15 protein-coding genes are annotated in these 13,641 nt (G+C 73.7%); 8 read left to right on the plus strand and 7 right to left on the minus strand.

Translation table 11 applies throughout. The annotated features are described in order from the left end of the window. Window positions 1-33 precede the first annotated feature (33 nt). Window positions 34-906 (plus strand): pseudouridine synthase, encoded by an 873-nt coding sequence (locus AC5PYY_RS08745; protein ID WP_493896435.1) that lies wholly within the window; start codon window positions 34-36, stop codon window positions 904-906. Between the two features lie 19 nt (window positions 907-925). On the opposite strand, the gene AC5PYY_RS08750 is transcribed toward AC5PYY_RS08745, so the two are convergent. Beyond that, a complete protein-coding gene (locus tag AC5PYY_RS08750) occupies window positions 926-1,117 on the minus strand; it encodes a hypothetical protein (RefSeq protein ID WP_493896436.1) in 192 nt (63 codons plus the stop codon). Between the two features lie 160 nt (window positions 1,118-1,277). On the opposite strand from AC5PYY_RS08750, the gene AC5PYY_RS08755 reads away from it, so the two are divergent. After that, complete coding sequence (locus AC5PYY_RS08755) at window positions 1,278-3,134, plus strand: glycoside hydrolase family 15 protein (RefSeq protein ID WP_493896437.1); 1,857 nt, start codon at window positions 1,278-1,280, stop codon at window positions 3,132-3,134. A gap of 285 nt (window positions 3,135-3,419) precedes the next feature. Here the strand turns inward: AC5PYY_RS08755 and AC5PYY_RS08760 are convergent, their stop codons facing one another. Next, window positions 3,420-4,379 carry an acyl-CoA thioesterase gene (locus AC5PYY_RS08760; RefSeq protein WP_493896438.1) on the minus strand — a complete coding sequence of 320 codons (960 nt, stop codon included), beginning with the start codon at window positions 4,377-4,379 and terminating at the stop codon, window positions 3,420-3,422. 150 nt (window positions 4,380-4,529) lie between these two features. On the opposite strand from AC5PYY_RS08760, the gene AC5PYY_RS08765 reads away from it, so the two are divergent. Together AC5PYY_RS08765 and AC5PYY_RS08770 are read left to right on the plus strand one after the other, a co-directional pair. After that, window positions 4,530-5,336: a VldE C-terminal domain-containing protein gene (locus AC5PYY_RS08765; RefSeq protein ID WP_493896439.1), complete on the plus strand. Its 807-nt coding sequence runs from the start codon at window positions 4,530-4,532 to the stop codon at window positions 5,334-5,336. A 172-nt stretch (window positions 5,337-5,508) separates the two neighbouring features. Further along, window positions 5,509-6,234, plus strand: coding sequence for a class I SAM-dependent methyltransferase (locus AC5PYY_RS08770; protein ID WP_493896440.1), 726 nt, complete (start codon window positions 5,509-5,511; stop codon window positions 6,232-6,234). A 78-nt stretch (window positions 6,235-6,312) separates the two neighbouring features. On the opposite strand, the gene AC5PYY_RS08775 is transcribed toward AC5PYY_RS08770, so the two are convergent. From AC5PYY_RS08775 to AC5PYY_RS08785, 3 genes are read right to left on the minus strand one after another with little or no spacing between them, the layout of a single operon-like run. Continuing rightward, entirely contained in the window at window positions 6,313-6,963 is a 651-nt protein-coding gene (locus tag AC5PYY_RS08775) for a LutC/YkgG family protein (protein WP_493896441.1), read from the minus strand. Beyond that, complete coding sequence (locus AC5PYY_RS08780) at window positions 6,960-8,516, minus strand: LutB/LldF family L-lactate oxidation iron-sulfur protein (RefSeq protein WP_493896442.1); 1,557 nt, start codon at window positions 8,514-8,516, stop codon at window positions 6,960-6,962. The genes AC5PYY_RS08775 and AC5PYY_RS08780 overlap by 4 nt, the downstream gene beginning before the upstream one ends. Next, a complete protein-coding gene (locus AC5PYY_RS08785; protein WP_493896443.1) occupies window positions 8,513-9,310 on the minus strand; it encodes a (Fe-S)-binding protein in 798 nt (265 codons plus the stop codon). The genes AC5PYY_RS08780 and AC5PYY_RS08785 overlap by 4 nt, the downstream gene beginning before the upstream one ends. 110 nt (window positions 9,311-9,420) lie before the next feature. Between AC5PYY_RS08785 and AC5PYY_RS08790 the strand changes: the two genes are divergently transcribed. From AC5PYY_RS08790 to AC5PYY_RS08805, 4 genes are read left to right on the plus strand one after another with little or no spacing between them, the layout of a single operon-like run. Beyond that, a complete protein-coding gene (locus AC5PYY_RS08790) occupies window positions 9,421-10,197 on the plus strand; it encodes a FadR/GntR family transcriptional regulator (RefSeq protein ID WP_493896444.1) in 777 nt (258 codons plus the stop codon). A gap of 4 nt (window positions 10,198-10,201) precedes the next feature. After that, window positions 10,202-10,699 (plus strand): acyl-CoA thioesterase, encoded by a 498-nt coding sequence (locus tag AC5PYY_RS08795; protein ID WP_493896445.1) that lies wholly within the window; start codon window positions 10,202-10,204, stop codon window positions 10,697-10,699. Between the two features lie 13 nt (window positions 10,700-10,712). Beyond that, window positions 10,713-11,435, plus strand: a complete 723-nt coding sequence (locus AC5PYY_RS08800; protein WP_493896446.1) for a DUF8185 domain-containing protein — start codon at window positions 10,713-10,715, stop codon at window positions 11,433-11,435. Beyond that, window positions 11,432-12,337 (plus strand): aminoglycoside phosphotransferase family protein, encoded by a 906-nt coding sequence (locus AC5PYY_RS08805; protein WP_493896447.1) that lies wholly within the window; start codon window positions 11,432-11,434, stop codon window positions 12,335-12,337. Before AC5PYY_RS08800 ends, AC5PYY_RS08805 begins: the two co-directional genes overlap by 4 nt. A gap of 130 nt (window positions 12,338-12,467) precedes the next feature. Here AC5PYY_RS08805 and AC5PYY_RS08810 read toward each other — a convergent pair whose 3' ends face one another. Beyond that, on the minus strand, window positions 12,468-12,983 hold the full coding sequence (locus tag AC5PYY_RS08810; RefSeq protein ID WP_493896448.1) for a helix-turn-helix domain-containing protein: 516 nt from the start codon (window positions 12,981-12,983) through the stop codon (window positions 12,468-12,470). A gap of 47 nt (window positions 12,984-13,030) precedes the next feature. Next, a complete protein-coding gene (locus AC5PYY_RS08815; protein ID WP_493896449.1) occupies window positions 13,031-13,639 on the minus strand; it encodes a 3'-5' exonuclease family protein in 609 nt (202 codons plus the stop codon). Between the last annotated feature and the right edge of the window lie 2 nt (window positions 13,640-13,641).

A 13,641-nucleotide genomic window follows, 5' to 3' on the forward strand; every position in this document is an offset into this window, starting at 1 on the left:
CCGCGCGACGGGCTGGGGCCGGCGCGCGTCCGGATGCCTCACCCCAGCCCGGAGGAGGCGGTCCGCTGGCCGACCGTGCTCGCCTTCCTCGCCGAGCGCGCGGGTGATCACGACGGGGTATGCCGTCGCGTCGCCGACGGCGAGGTCGTCCTGGGCGACGGCACTCCGGTCGGGGAGCGGACGGCATACCTCCCGGGCGGGTCGGTCTTCCTCTATCGCGACCTCCCGGAAGAGGTGACCGTCCCCGGCGCGATCCCCGTCCTGCTGCGCGACGACGAGACCGGGCTGCTCGCCGTCGACAAGCCGCCGTTCCTCGCGACCATGCCGCGCGGCAGTCACGTCGCACAGACCGTCGTCGTCCGGTTGCGGCACGCGCTCGACCTCCCCGAGCTGGCGCCGGCGCACCGGCTCGACCGACTCACCAGCGGGGTGCTCCTGCTCACCACGCGGCGCGAGGCGCGCGGCCCCTACCAGCGGCTGGTCCAGTCGGGTGGGATGCGCAAGAGGTATGACGCGCTCGCCCCCGTCCGCGACGACCTGCGCCTACCGGTGACGGTCACCAGCCGCGTCGTCAAGGAGCGGGGTGAGCTGCAGGCGCGGGTGGTCGACGGTGAGCCCAACGCGGTCACCCAGGTGCAACTCGTGAGCGCGGCTGCCGGGCGCGGCCACTACCGGCTCACGCCCACCACGGGACGCACCCACCAGCTGCGGGTGCACCTGGCCGGGCTCGGCATACCCATTGAGGGCGACCCGCTGTATCCGCAGGTGCGCGACGTAGCGCCCGACGACTTCTCGACGCCGCTGCAGCTGCTGGCGTCCGAAGTGTCCTTCGACGATCCGGTCACGGGGGAGCCGCGAGCGATCCGATCCGGCCGCACGCTTCCCGTGCCGGGCCTATCGGGCTGACCAGCTGCCGCCGAGGTCGTCAGCTGCGCCGGCCGAGCAGACCCAGCAGCGGTGACCCGGCCCCGACGAGGAAGCCGAGGTCGTACCAGTTGCCCGCGCGCGCCAGGTCGTAGAACGGGAAGCGCTCCCAGGCGCCGAAGATGTGCGCGATGAGGATCACCCAGGCGGTCAGTCCGTTCCAGATGCCCCACAGCAGGTCCTGCCACCACATGCTCGATCCTCTCCTCGGGTGGGCGCGCCGGTCACGGTGGGCGCCCGCTGCCTCCAGAATGCGCGATCAACCTGTGCCGGACCTGTCCCGCGCGTCCGGAGCGAGCAGTCGGGGCTGCCGGAGCGAACGGGCGAGGCCGCCGGATGACAGACTCGCGCGCATGACCCCACCTGACGTGGACGCCGCGGGCCTGCACACCTCGATGACGGACGTGCCGATCGGGCACTACGCGCTCGTCGGTGACATGCGCACGGCGGCGCTCATCTCGCCCGAGGGCAGCGTGGACTGGCTGTGCCTGCCCCGCTTCGACTCCGCGTCGGTCTTCGCCAAGCTGCTCGGCACCGAGCAGGACGGTCGGTGGCTCATCCGGGTCTGCGGCGACGGGGCCCACGTGGAGGAGCGCGACTACCTCGACGGCGCCCTCGTGATGCGCACCCTGTGGCGCGGTCCCGAGGGCACGGCCGACGTCCTCACCTGGATGCCGCACACCGATGGCCGCTCCGACATCGTCCGCCGGGTTCGCTGCCTGTCCGGCCAGGTCGAGCTCGAGCACGAGCTGGTGCTGCGCTTCGACTACGCCACCCTGCACCCGTGGGTGCATCGCACCACGGTCACCGACCCCGACGGCGGCGAGGAGGAGGTGCTCAGCGCGGTCGGCGGCCCGATGGCCGTCATCCTGCACGGCCCGCTCCCGGACGCGGTGCCCGAGGACCGGGTGCACCGCGGGCGGCATACCCTCACCGAGGGTGACGAGGTGACCTGGGTGCTCACCGGGCAGGAGTCCTGGAAGCCGCTCCCGACGCGGATCGATGTCGACGCCAACCTCGAGGAGACCCTGCGCGAGTGGCGCGCGTGGACCGGCCGGATCGACGCGAGGGGCCCGTGGGCCCGCCAGATCGCCCGCTCACTCATGATCCTGCGCGCCCTCACCCACGTCGACACCGGTGGGATCGTCGCTGCGGTGACCACCTCGCTGCCGGAGGACCCGGGCGGCGAGCGCAACTGGGACTACCGCTACACCTGGCTGCGCGACTCCGCGCTCACCCTCCAGGCGATGATGAACCACGGCTTCGACCAGAGCGCGGAGGCGTGGCGCTCGTGGCTGCTGCGCGCGGTCGCCGGGCACTCCGACCAGCTGCGGATCATGTACGGCATCGGCGGGGAGCGCGACCTCACCGAGCGCGAGCTCGACCACCTGCCGGGGTACGCCGGTTCTCGCCCGGTCCGCGTCGGCAACGGTGCGGCGGGGCAGTACCAGGCCGACGTGGTCGGCGAGGTCATGCTGGCCCTCGCGCAGCTGCGGGACGGCGGGGTGGAGGAGGACAGCTACTCCTGGAGCGTGCAGAAGCTCATGCTGAGCGCGCAGGAGCAGTGGGTCGACGAGCCCGACCACGGCATCTGGGAGATGCGCGGTGACCAGCACTTCTTCACCCACGGCCGGGTCATGGTGTGGGCCGCCTTCGACCAAGGGGTGCGGGCCGTCGAGGAGCACGGGCTGGACGGCGACGTGGAGCGCTGGCGCGAGCTGCGCGACCGGGTGCGCGCCGAGATCGAGGAGCGCGGCGTCGGGCCCGACGGGGCGTTCCGTCAGACCTACGGCAACGAGGAGGTCGACGCCTCGCTGCTGCAGATCCCGCACACCGGCTTCTGCGCCTATGACGACCCCCGCATGCTGGCGACGGTCGACCGGTTGGAGCAGGACCTCGTCGACGACCACGGCTTCCTGCACCGCTACCGGATGACCGAGAGCGGCAACATGGACGGGCTGGAAGGCGGCGAGGCGCCGTTCCTCATCTGCACGTTCTGGCTGGTGGAGCAGTATGCGCGGACCGGTCGCCTCGAACAAGCCGAGACGCTGATGGCAGCGTGCGTGGACGCGGGCGGCCCGCTGGATCTGCTGGCCGAGGAGTACGACCCGGTCGCGCGACGGCTCTGGGGCAACTACCCGCAGGCCTTCAGCCACCTGGGCCTCGTGCGCGCGGCCGAGGCCATCGCCGAGGTCCGCGGCGACGCCTGACGCACCGGACGCGCGTTGGTCTCGCACCGGACGCGCGTTGGTCTCGCACCGGACGCGCGTTGGTCTCGCACCGGACGCGCGTTCTGCGCGCGCATCGTGCGTCCGGTGCGTGCATAACCTGCGTCCGGTGCGTGCATAACCTGCGTCCGGTGCGTGCATAACCTGCGTCCGGTGCAGAGGGCGGGGCCCGGGGCAGCCAGCCCAGCCGAGCCCAGGTCGGCCAGCCCAGCCGAGCCCGGGTCAGGTGAGGCCAGGTCAGGGCAGGTCGAGCGAGGTCAGCGCGGCTCAGCTCTTGAGCCGCACCATGCCCTCCTGGCCGACCGTCGCCAGGAGCGTGCCGTCGGCGCCGAACATATGGCCCTGCCCAAGGCCGCGTCCGCTGCTCGCCGAGGGGGAGGACTGGGTGTAGAGCACCCACTCGTCCACCCGGGCCGGCCGGTGGAACCACATCGAGTGGTCCAGGCTGGCCGGTCGGAGCCGCGGGTCGCCCCACCCGATGCCGTGGCGGCGCAGGATCGGCTCGAGCAGCACGTAGTCCGAGGCGTAGGCCAGGATCGCGGCGTGCAGGAGCGGGTCGTCCGGCAGTTCCCGCGGGATGCGCATCCACACCGACTGCTCGCTCGGGCCGGGGTCGGCCGGGCCGAGCAGCAGCGGCTCGGCATGCCGGATCTCGACCGGCCGACGCCGCGCGGCCATCTTCGCCACCGGGTGCTCGACGCGCTCGAGGATCTCGCGGTCGGAGCGGAGCCCCTCCGGCCCCTCCACCTCGGGCATCCCCAGCTGGTGCTCGAGGCCGTCCGCCTCCTCCTGGAAGCTCATGATGATCGACATGAGGATGCGGCCGTCCTGCACCGCATGCACCCGCCGGGCGCTGAAGCTGCGGCCGTCACGCATCCGCTCGACGAGGAAGCGCAGCGGCCGGTCGGCGTCACCGGGTCGCAGGAAGTAGCCGTGCATCGAGTGGATGAGCCGCGGCCTCGACGCGGCCTCCGTGCCGGCCCCGTCGCTCACCGGCTCGACCGTGCGCCCGGCCGCGACGAGACACTGCGCCAGCACCTGCCCGCCGAACACCCGGCCGTAGGGCATCGGCTGACTTCGCCCGGCGAAGACGTCGCCCCGCGACTCCGCCAGGTCCTCGCCCACCCCCTCCGGCGACGCCACGCTGATCGTGGTCTCGCCCTCGCGGCGCAGGTCGAGCACGTCGAGCAGGTCGTCGATGGGGTCGTCCAGAGGTCCGTCGCTCACAGGACCGCAGCCTAGTGACCCAGCCGACGCGTGCCGACGTCGCCCACCGGTGTCGCCGTCGAGTCGGGAGTCGCCGGACCGTGCTTGCTCCCGGTCAGGTCCGCCGTCGCGCCCAGCGGCGCCCCAGGTGCGCGCGAGATGATCGACGGTATGCCGTCCGCCCGCCGCCGCGCCGCCCGTGCCGGGGTCGTGGTGGTCACGGTCGGCGTGCTGGCCGGTGGTCTGGCCCTCTTCTGGCGACCGGTCACCGAGCAGGTCGCCGAGGTCGCCGCCCCGTGCTCGGTCGTCGTGGACGGCGAGCGGATCGGCTTGGACCGGGACGAGGCGAGGGCCGCGACCGCTGCCGCCGCAGGAGGCGGGAGCACCGAATCGCCGCCGGGCGACGGCGCCGACCCATCGCCCGACGACGGCACCGACCCCCCGCCCGAGGCGACCACCTCCGGGCCGGACGGATCCGCGGACGGTGGAGACGGCATACCGGACGGGGTGGTGGAGGCGATCCGCGCGGCACGGGTCGAGACCGCCCTCACCTGCCGCACGCCCGAGCCCGTGGCCTCCACCGAGGAGCTGACGGACACGGGCCTCACACCGCGGGCGCAGTCGGTGCTCGACGAGCTGCAGGCGACTTTCGGCGACCTGCCGACGGGAGGCTTCGCGCCCGGCGGGATCGACTCCGGCCACGGCGCCGAGTCCACGCACTACGACGGCCGCGCCGTCGACGTCTTCTTCCGACCGGTGACCGAGGCGAGCCGGGACGACGGGTGGCTCGTGTCGCAGTGGCTGGTGGCCCGGGCCGACGAGCTGACGGTGCAGTACGTCATCTACGACGACCACTGGTGGGGTGCGCGCCAGTCCGGCCGCGGCTGGCAGCCCTACCGCGCCCCTGGCGGCTCGGACGACCCCGTCCTGCGCCACCTGGACCACGTGCACGTCGACGTCGTGCGCGGCGGAGCGTGACACCGCCCGTCTTCGGAGGAGTGCTTCTCACCCGTCCGCGGCATCCCGCTGCGGCGGCCTCGCGTCGTCAGCTCGAAGGTGCCTGTCGCCGGCAGGTCGTCGAGTTCCATGCCCACCATGCTGGCCCGCAAAGACGTTGCGCCCCCTCACTCGGACCGACAGGATCGGCGCCGTGGGATTCGCCGACTTCGTCCGCTCGGGCAACCAGGCCGCCGATCCGGCCCGCTACGAGCTGGAGAACGCGGCGATCGACCGGGGCGGGCTGGTGTGGGCCGCGCTCGCCGAGCTCGCGCCGTGGGAGGGGCGGGTGCTCCTCGACCTCGGCTGCGGGTCAGGGTTCTGGCTGCCGCGGTATGCCGACGGCCGCCAGGTCATCGGGGTCGAGCCGGACCCCGACCTGCTCGATCTCGCGCGCGGTCGCCCCGGTGACGCGACGGTGGTGCACGGCTCGGCGGAGGAGCTGCCGCTCGACGACGCCTCGGTGGACGTGGTGCACGCCCGCTTCGCCTACTTCTTCCCCACTCCGGGCTTCGATCCGAGCCCGGGGCTGCGGGAGGTCGCGCGGGTCCTGCGCCCCGGCGGCGCCCTCGTGGTCATCGACAACGACACCGAGCGCGGCGAGTTCGCGCAGCTGCTGCGGGCGAGCCCGTGGGCAGCCGGTCAGGGTCAGGACACGTATGCCCGGCGCTGGTGGGCCAGGCAGGGAGCCTCGACCACGTCGGTGCTCAGCTCGTGGGAGTTCGACTCGCGCGCCGACCTCGAGGCCGTGCTGGCGCTGGAGTTTCCTGCCGAGGTCGTGGACCCCTGGCTCGAGGCTCATCCGGACCGGCTCGGCCTGAGCTACGGCTACCTGCTGCATACCTGGACGACGCCGGGCACCCCCGAGCTGTCCACATGAGCAGCCGAAACCTCCTCATGACGCGGACAGGTCCCTGGTGTGAGGAACCTCCGGCTGCTCATGTCTCCCAGAGGGGGGTCAGCCCACGACGATGACGTCGAGCGTGCGCGGGCCGTGGACGCCCTCCACGCGGTCCAGCTCGATGTCGCTGGTGGCGCTCGGGCCGCTGATCCAGGTGAGCGGCCGCGCCGGGTCGAGCAGCGCCACCGCGTCGGGCACGTCGTGGGCGACCTGATCGGCGCGCACCACGCAGATGTGCTGGTCGGGCACCAGGGTCAGGGCCCGACGCCCCTGGTCGGCGGTGTGGTCGAGCACGATGGTGCCGGTGGTGGCGATGCCGACCCGGGCAGCGGTGACGATGGCATCGATCCCGTCGAGCTCGTCGGGGGTCAGCACCGCCCCCTTCTCCCCGGCGTCCGCGCGCAGCGTCAGCCCCGCCTCGTGGGCGTCGGCGACCCAGCCGGCCTCCAGCCCGTCCGGCACCAGCACGGTGTGCGCGCCCGCCCGGGCCAGTGCGGCAGCGACGGCGATGCCCACCTCCTCGGCGGAGCACCGCGTGACGGTGGCGCGGTAGTCGGCGACGGTGTCGACGAACAGCTCCAGCGTCGCCTCGGGGGACTCGGCCGCCGCGGCGATCACCGGCACCGGTCCGCGCGCGCCGCGCTCGGTGGTCACGTCGCTGGTCGCGGCCCGGAGCCGGCCCAGGATCTCCTCGCGCGCCGAGGTCATCGCGACTCCTCGCCGGACTCACGGGCGACCCGGGGCTCGGGCGAGGGCGCCAGCCCCCCGCCGTGCGGATCGGGGGCGGCTGCCGCGTCCTCCGAGGTATGGGTGCGTGCCCACCACTGCCGGAACGTCTCCGTCGGGGGAGTGGGCGCGTCGCGCGCCTGGGTCCAGGCGCCCAGACCCGGCACCGACCGGATGGTCCGGTCGCCGAGCAGCCGACCGCCGATCGTGGCCGCCTTCTGCGCGGCCTCCAGCCGGCGGTGGTCACCGAAGACCCAGGAGGCCGCGCGCATCCCCGCCGCCTCGACCGAGCGCCCCGAGGACTCGTCGACGACCTGGGTCCGCAGGTGCACGAGCAGCGACGGGATGTCGATGCGCACCGGGCACGCCTCGAAGCAGGCGCCGCACAGCGAGCTGGCGTAGGGCAGGCTCTTGTCGACGTCGGAGGACACGCCGCGCAGCTGCGGGTTGAGCACCGCCCCGATCGGCCCGGGATAGACCGAGCCGTAGGCGTGCCCGCCCGCCCGCTCGTAGACCGGGCACACGTTGAGGCAGGCCGAGCAGCGGATGCAGCGCAACGCCTCCCGGCCGATCTCGTCGGCGAGCACCCGGCTGCGGCCGTTGTCGAGGAGCACCACGTGCACCTCCTGCGGCCCGTCGCCGGGAGTGACGCCGGTCCAGGTGGAGGTGTAGGGGTTCATCCGCTCGCCGGTGCTCGAGCGCGGCAGCAGCTGCATCATGGTGGCCAGGTCGCCGAAGGTCGGCAGTACCTTCTCGACCCCGACGATGCTCACCAGGGTCTGCGGCAGGGTGAGGCACATCCGCCCGTTGCCCTCGGACTCGACGACCACGAGCGTGCCGGTGTCGGCGACGGCGAAGTTCGCCCCGGACACCGCGACCTTGGCGCGCAGGAACTTCTCCCGCAGGTGCAGCCGGGCCGCCTCGGCCAGCCGAGCCGGCTCGTCGGTGAGATCGTCGGGGGCAGGGCGACCCACGCCGCCCATCTCTCGGGCGAAGATCTCGCGGATCTCGGCCCGGTTGCGGTGGATCGCGGGCACGAGAATGTGGCTGGGACGGTCATGCCCGAGCTGCACGATGAGCTCGGCGAGGTCGGTCTCCCAGGCCGCGATCCCGGCCTCCTCCAGGGCCTCGTTGAGCTCGATCTCCTGGGTGGCCATCGACTTGACCTTGACCACCTCGTCGGTGTCCTTCGCGCGCGCGACGTCGATGACGACCTGGTTGGCCTCAGCCGCGTCGCGGGCCCAGTGGACGATCGCCCCGCGGGCGGTGAGGTTGGCCTCCAGCTCCTCGAGGTAGTCCGGGAGGTGGTGCAGCGCCTCGTCCTTGGCCGCCGCGCCCGCCACGCGCAGCGCCTCCCACTCGTCCACCTCGCCCACGACGGCGGCCCGCTTCGCCCGGATCGTCTGGGTCGCGTGCGCGAGGTTGCGCCGCTGCTGGGTGTTGTCGAGGGCGTCCTTCGCCGCGCGCTGGAACGACGGCATACCGAGGAAGGTGGCGGTGGTGGCCTGCGCGGGCAGGCCGCGGGTGGCGGTCATGACGGGACCCCTTCGGTCGAGGCGAGGATCTCGGCCAGGTGCACCGTCCGGACGCCCGAGCGCTGCCGGTCAAGGACGCCGCCGATGTGCGCCAGGCACGAGTTGTCGCCGGCGACGAGGACCTCGGCGCCGGTCTCGCGCACGTGCCGCGCCTTGTCGGCGCCCATGGCGATCGAGGTGTCGGCGTTTTTCACCGCGAAGGTCCCGCCGAAGCCGCAGCACTCCGTCGCGGCGGGCAGGGCCACGAGATCGATGCCCCGCACCGCGCGCAGCAGCTGCAGGGGCTTGTCGCCGACCCCGAGCATCCGCAGGCTGTGGCAGGTGGGGTGGTAGGTGACGCGGTGCGGGTAGGAGGCGCCGACGTCGGTCACGCCGAGGACGTCGACGAGGAACTCGGACAGCTCGTGCACGCGGGGCGCGGTTGCCTCGACCTCGGCAGCCAGGCACTGGTCCCCGGCGCGCCGGGCCAGCATCTCGTGCTGCTCGCGCACCGACCCGACGCACGAGCCGCTGGGCGCCACGACGTGGTCGAACGCCCCGAAGACGTCGACGAAGCGGCGCACGAGGGGAGTGGCGGCGTCGGCATACCCCGTGTTGGTGAACATCTGGCCGCAGCAGGTCTGCTCGCGCGGGAAGACCACGCGACACCCGAGGCGCTCCAGCAGCGTGACGACCGCGCGTGGCGCCTCCGGCCACATGGTGTCGTTGAAGCAGGTCGCGAAGAGCGCGACGGTGACCCCCTGGCCCGGGGGTGCGGCGCTCGCCGACGAGGCGGCCGGGGTGGTGGCGGTCATCGCCTCTCCTAATGGTCAGACCATTGCTGGGGGCTCACGCTACGGCTAGGATCACCCCACGTCAAGACTCGCGAGCCCGTGCCGCGAGGCCGGAGCGACGAGGAGCTGTGATGAGCGAGCTGCCGACGCCCCGCGCCTTCGAACAGGTGGTGGGCTGGGTCGAGGAGCAGATCCTCTCCGGCGAGCTCGCGGTCGGTGACGTCCTGCCCGCCGAACGCGACCTCGCGCGGACGCTCGAGGTCAGCCGCGCGGCGGTCCGGGAGGCGGTGCGGACGCTGCAGGCCCAGGGGGTGCTCCGCTCGAGCGTGGGTGCGGGGGGCACGGGAGGCACGCGGGTCGCGGGGCTGTCGTCGGGCGCGCTCACCCGGGTGCTGCGGATGCACGTGGCGCTGGCGCACTTCCCGCTCGACGACGTGCTCGAGGTCCGGGTCGCCCTGGAGCGGCTCTCTGCCCGGCTGGCCGCCGCCCGCCTGACCTCGGACGACCTGGCCTCGCTGCAGTCCTCGCTCGCCGCGATGCGTGCGGCGCGATCCAGGGAAGAGTTCAACGACGCCGACGCCGCCTTCCACGTCGCGATCGCCGAGGCCGCCGGCAACCGGCTGGCCGCGGACACGACCGTGGCGATCCGGGAGTCGGTGCACGGCCTGCTCATGGCGGGCTTAGCGCGCCTGGCCGGCGACGACTACGACCGCATCCGGGCCGAGCTCGTCGAGGAGCACGAGCAGATCAGCGCCGCCCTGGCGCGTGGGGAGGCGCAGCGGGCCGAGTCGCTGCTCGAGGCGCACGTCCGCACGGCGTGGACCCGCGTGCGCGGCGGACTCGCCGACGACGAGGCGCGCCGCCCGCCGACCGGGCCAGAGCGCAGGGAGCCTGGCCAGGGACAATAGCCGCATGACTTCCTCCCTGCCCGACGTGCCCGAGGTCGCCAGCGTCTTCCCGATCACGGTGCGCTGGTCGGACCTGGACGCCTACGCGCACGTCAACAACGTGCAATATCTCCGACTCTTCGAGGAGGCTCGCGTCTATGCCTTCAAGGCGTGGTTCGGGGCGGACCGGGACCTCATCGACGAGGGGATGCTCGTGGTCTCGCAAGCGATCGACTACCTGCTCCCCCTGGACTTCGCCTACGCCCCGGCCAGGGTCGCGGTCTGGTGCGGCGGGGTCGGGGGCGCCTCCTTCGAGCTCGGGTATGCCGTCGCCGGGGCTGAGGGGGACGACACCGTCTATGCGCGTGGCCGGGTGAGCCTGGTGGCCTACGACCTGCGGGCGCAGCGGCCGCGCCGGCTCGGCGCGGGGGAGCGGGAGGCGCTCGCCGCCGTGACCGCGCCGAGCCCGGTGCTGCGCAGCGACCGCACCCCGGGTGGAGGGTCGCGCGGGGAGGGCGCGTGAGCGGGGCAGGCGCATGACGACCGGAGCCGAGCTGCGCCTTCCCGACGGCGAGAGCCTCGCGGACCTCGCGACCTACGTGCGCCGTGCCGCGCGGCTGGATGGTGACGGGGCGATCCGGCTGCAGGCCTCGGCAGGCGTCCGGCCGGTCCTCGCGGCCTGGGTGTGCGTCCTGCCGGGCCACGGGCTGCTGCGCTCCGGGCTGGTGCTCGGCCTGCGCACGATGGCGCTGGCGGGGTGGGACGACGGGCACGGAGGGGGGAGGGACGTCGGCGCTGGTTCCGACGCGGCTGGCACGCCCCGCGCGACGGGGCTCGACACGACCGTGCCGCTCGCCGGGCTGACCGACCGCTTCGCGCGCCGCGCCGCGACCGGTGACGCCTCCACCACGCTGCCCCTGCCGCCGACCACGCTCGCCCCGGCCTGGGCCGCGCAGTCTCCGCCGCGTGGGGGGTGGGAGCCGATGGGTGGGATTCCGGCGGCGGAGCTGGCCGAGGTCGCGCAGGCCGGGATCGCCGAGGTCGCGACCGGCGCGCCCGAAGGGTCCGGCGCTGCGGCGGTCGAGGGGCTGCGGGCCCGGGTATGGGCCCGGCCGATGGAGTCGTGGGGCGTGCCGGCCGGGGCGGCGCTGGCCGTCCATGCCCTCGGGTTCGCGCGGCCCGAGCACGCTACCGTGCACCGCAGCGGACCCTGGTGGCGGGTGTCGACGCCCATCGGGCACGTGGTGCTGCGGCCGTGACGGGCGCGATCGGTGACCTGGTGCCCGGCCCGCCGGAGGTCCTGCTCGAGGCGTGGGACCTGGAGGTCGACGGCGAACCGCGCTCGGGTCACATGTCGACGGTGTGGCCGGTGCGGGGAGGCTCGGGTGGGGAGTGGGTGCTCAAGGTCACGGACGCGCACCACCGGCCGACCGGCGAGGCTGCGGCGCTGCGCGCGTGGGGCGAGGCGGGTGCTCCGGTCGTCGGCGTGGTGCGGGACGAGGGGCGTGCGCTGCTCCTGGAGCGCCTCGACGCGACCCACGACCTCAATGGCGTGCCCGATGCGCAGGAGGCGGACGAGGCGCTGGCCGACCTGCTCGCCGGGCTGGCCGGCGTCCCCGCGGGCGACCTCTCCGTGCCCCGGCTGGCCGACGAGGTGACGCGCATGCTCGCCGGCATCGAACGGCATACCGAGGAGGCACCGGGGGTGCTGCCCGAGCTGGAGGTGGGCCGGGCGAGGTCCGCGCTCCGCGAGCTGCTCGCCGACCTGGAGGCGCCCGGGGCCGAGCTGGAGCTGCTGCATCTTGACCTGCACTACCTCAACGTGCTGGCCCCACTGGAGTCCGAGTTCGAGACCGGGGGGACCGGGGCCGTGAGCGCAGGAGCGCGGTGGGTGGTCATCGACCCGCTGCCGCACGCGGGGCTGCGCGAGATCGAGGTGGTCGCGGCCCTGCGCAACCGCTGGGACGACGCCGTCGCGACCGGGGACGCCGACGGCGCACTCCGCCGCAGGCTGGCGCTGCTGTGTGAGCGGGCCGGGCTGGATCTGCAGCGGGCGACCCACCTGGCCCAGGCCGTGGCCGTCGACAACCTGCTCTGGCTGCTGCCGCGCGAGCCGGACTCGCCCTTCGTGCGCCCCTACGAGGTGCTGTCGCGCTGGTGAGGACTCCCGCGCTGACCTCCGCCCGCCGACGCGGTGAGGATGGGTGCAGCTGGACCGATCCTCCCCGGGATCGGGGTGCCGACGCGGTGAGGATGGGTGCGAGTGGACCGATCCTCCCTGGTATGGCTCGTCAGTCCGGGCGCGTCCGGCGGCTCGTGTCGGGGTGCAGCGCCAGGAAGAGCGACCACGGCTCGGCGTCCGGGTCCCGCGGGCGGTCGTGGAACTCCATGACCAGCTCGTGGAGCCGACGCCGGAACTCGGCCAGCTCCTCGGTCGGCAACCGCAAGCCGAGCCGCGACATGGTGACGTCGGTGCGGTCCGGGGGGACCTGCGCCAGCTCGGCGACGAAAGCCTCGACCATGCTGGTCGTGATGGCCGGAGTGCGGGCATACCAGGACCGGCCGGTCGCGCGATAGGGGATCTCGCGTGCTCCGCGGCGGCCCCGCCGCGGCTCCAACGCCTCGAGGAAGCCGGTGTCGACGAGGGTGCGCACATGGTGCAGGCAGGTGGCGGGGTTGAGCTCGAGCGTCTCGGCGATCTCGCGGTTGCTGAGCGGCTGGTCCAACGTCAGCCGGAGGATCCGTAGCCGCAGCCCGGAGGCCAGCGCCCGAGCCTCGGCGTCGTTGGCGTCGAAGGGTGGCTCCACCGCCGGCCGTGGTCGCGGCGTGGCGGAGGACTCGTCCCCCGCCGAGGTCACCGCAGCGCCCCGGAGCGGCGCATGAGCTCGCCGAGGAGATGGGCATACCCTCGCGCGTCGTCGATCGCCCGATGGGTGTGCGCGACGTCGCCCAACCACTCCGGCGGGAGGGTGTGCGGGGAGATCTCGCCCACCGGGCGGCCCAGGACCGCGGCGGCGTAGCTGCGCAGGCAGAGCGCACCGTGGTCGAAGAGAGTGTCGGTCTCGTAGGGGCCCATGGTGAGGCCGTAGCGGGTGAAGCGGCGCAAGTAATGGTCGATCCACGGTCCATCGAAGGCGATCGGCGAGGCCGCGAAGGCCCGTGGGCGTGGCAGGGCGCCGATCCAGTCGATCCAGCGGTCCATGACCTGTGGGACCGGTTCGGGGTCGGTGGTGCACGCGGCCCACGCCTCGGGGTGCTGCTGCTCGAACCACGCGAGCGTGTCGGGGTGGGGAGCGGTGCCCGGCAGCGGCTCGAGGACCGCCTCGAAGACGCCGACCTCCTCGCCGGTCGGGCGCACGGCCACCGAGGCGAAGGAGCGCATCGAGTTGGGTCCGGGCCACGGGCCGTCCACCTCGATGTCCGTGACGACATATACCCACTCGTCCGTGCCGGGGTCTGTCATGG

The organism is Serinicoccus sp. JS2-9, from assembly GCF_059025165.1.

Bases quoted from the DNA above. Each gene is read 5' to 3' on its own strand.
- AC5PYY_RS08765 (WP_493896439.1), top strand. From the start codon at position 4,530: ATGCCGTCCGCCCGCCGCCGCGCCGCCCGTGCCGGGGTCGTGGTGGTC.
- AC5PYY_RS08785 (WP_493896443.1), bottom strand. From the start codon at position 9,310: ATGACCGCCACCACCCCGGCCGCCTCGTCGGCGAGCGCCGCACCCCCG.
- AC5PYY_RS08815 (WP_493896449.1), bottom strand. From the start codon at position 13,639: ATGACAGACCCCGGCACGGACGAGTGGGTATATGTCGTCACGGACATC.
- AC5PYY_RS08795 (WP_493896445.1), top strand. From the start codon at position 10,202: ATGACTTCCTCCCTGCCCGACGTGCCCGAGGTCGCCAGCGTCTTCCCG.
- AC5PYY_RS08790 (WP_493896444.1), top strand. From the start codon at position 9,421: ATGAGCGAGCTGCCGACGCCCCGCGCCTTCGAACAGGTGGTGGGCTGG.
- AC5PYY_RS08745 (WP_493896435.1), top strand. From the start codon at position 34: ATGCCTCACCCCAGCCCGGAGGAGGCGGTCCGCTGGCCGACCGTGCTC.
- AC5PYY_RS08755 (WP_493896437.1), top strand. From the start codon at position 1,278: ATGACCCCACCTGACGTGGACGCCGCGGGCCTGCACACCTCGATGACG.
- AC5PYY_RS08800 (WP_493896446.1), top strand. From the start codon at position 10,713: ATGACGACCGGAGCCGAGCTGCGCCTTCCCGACGGCGAGAGCCTCGCG.
- AC5PYY_RS08780 (WP_493896442.1), bottom strand. From the start codon at position 8,516: ATGACCGCCACCCGCGGCCTGCCCGCGCAGGCCACCACCGCCACCTTC.
- AC5PYY_RS08775 (WP_493896441.1), bottom strand. From the start codon at position 6,963: ATGACCTCGGCGCGCGAGGAGATCCTGGGCCGGCTCCGGGCCGCGACC.
- AC5PYY_RS08750 (WP_493896436.1), bottom strand. From the start codon at position 1,117: ATGTGGTGGCAGGACCTGCTGTGGGGCATCTGGAACGGACTGACCGCC.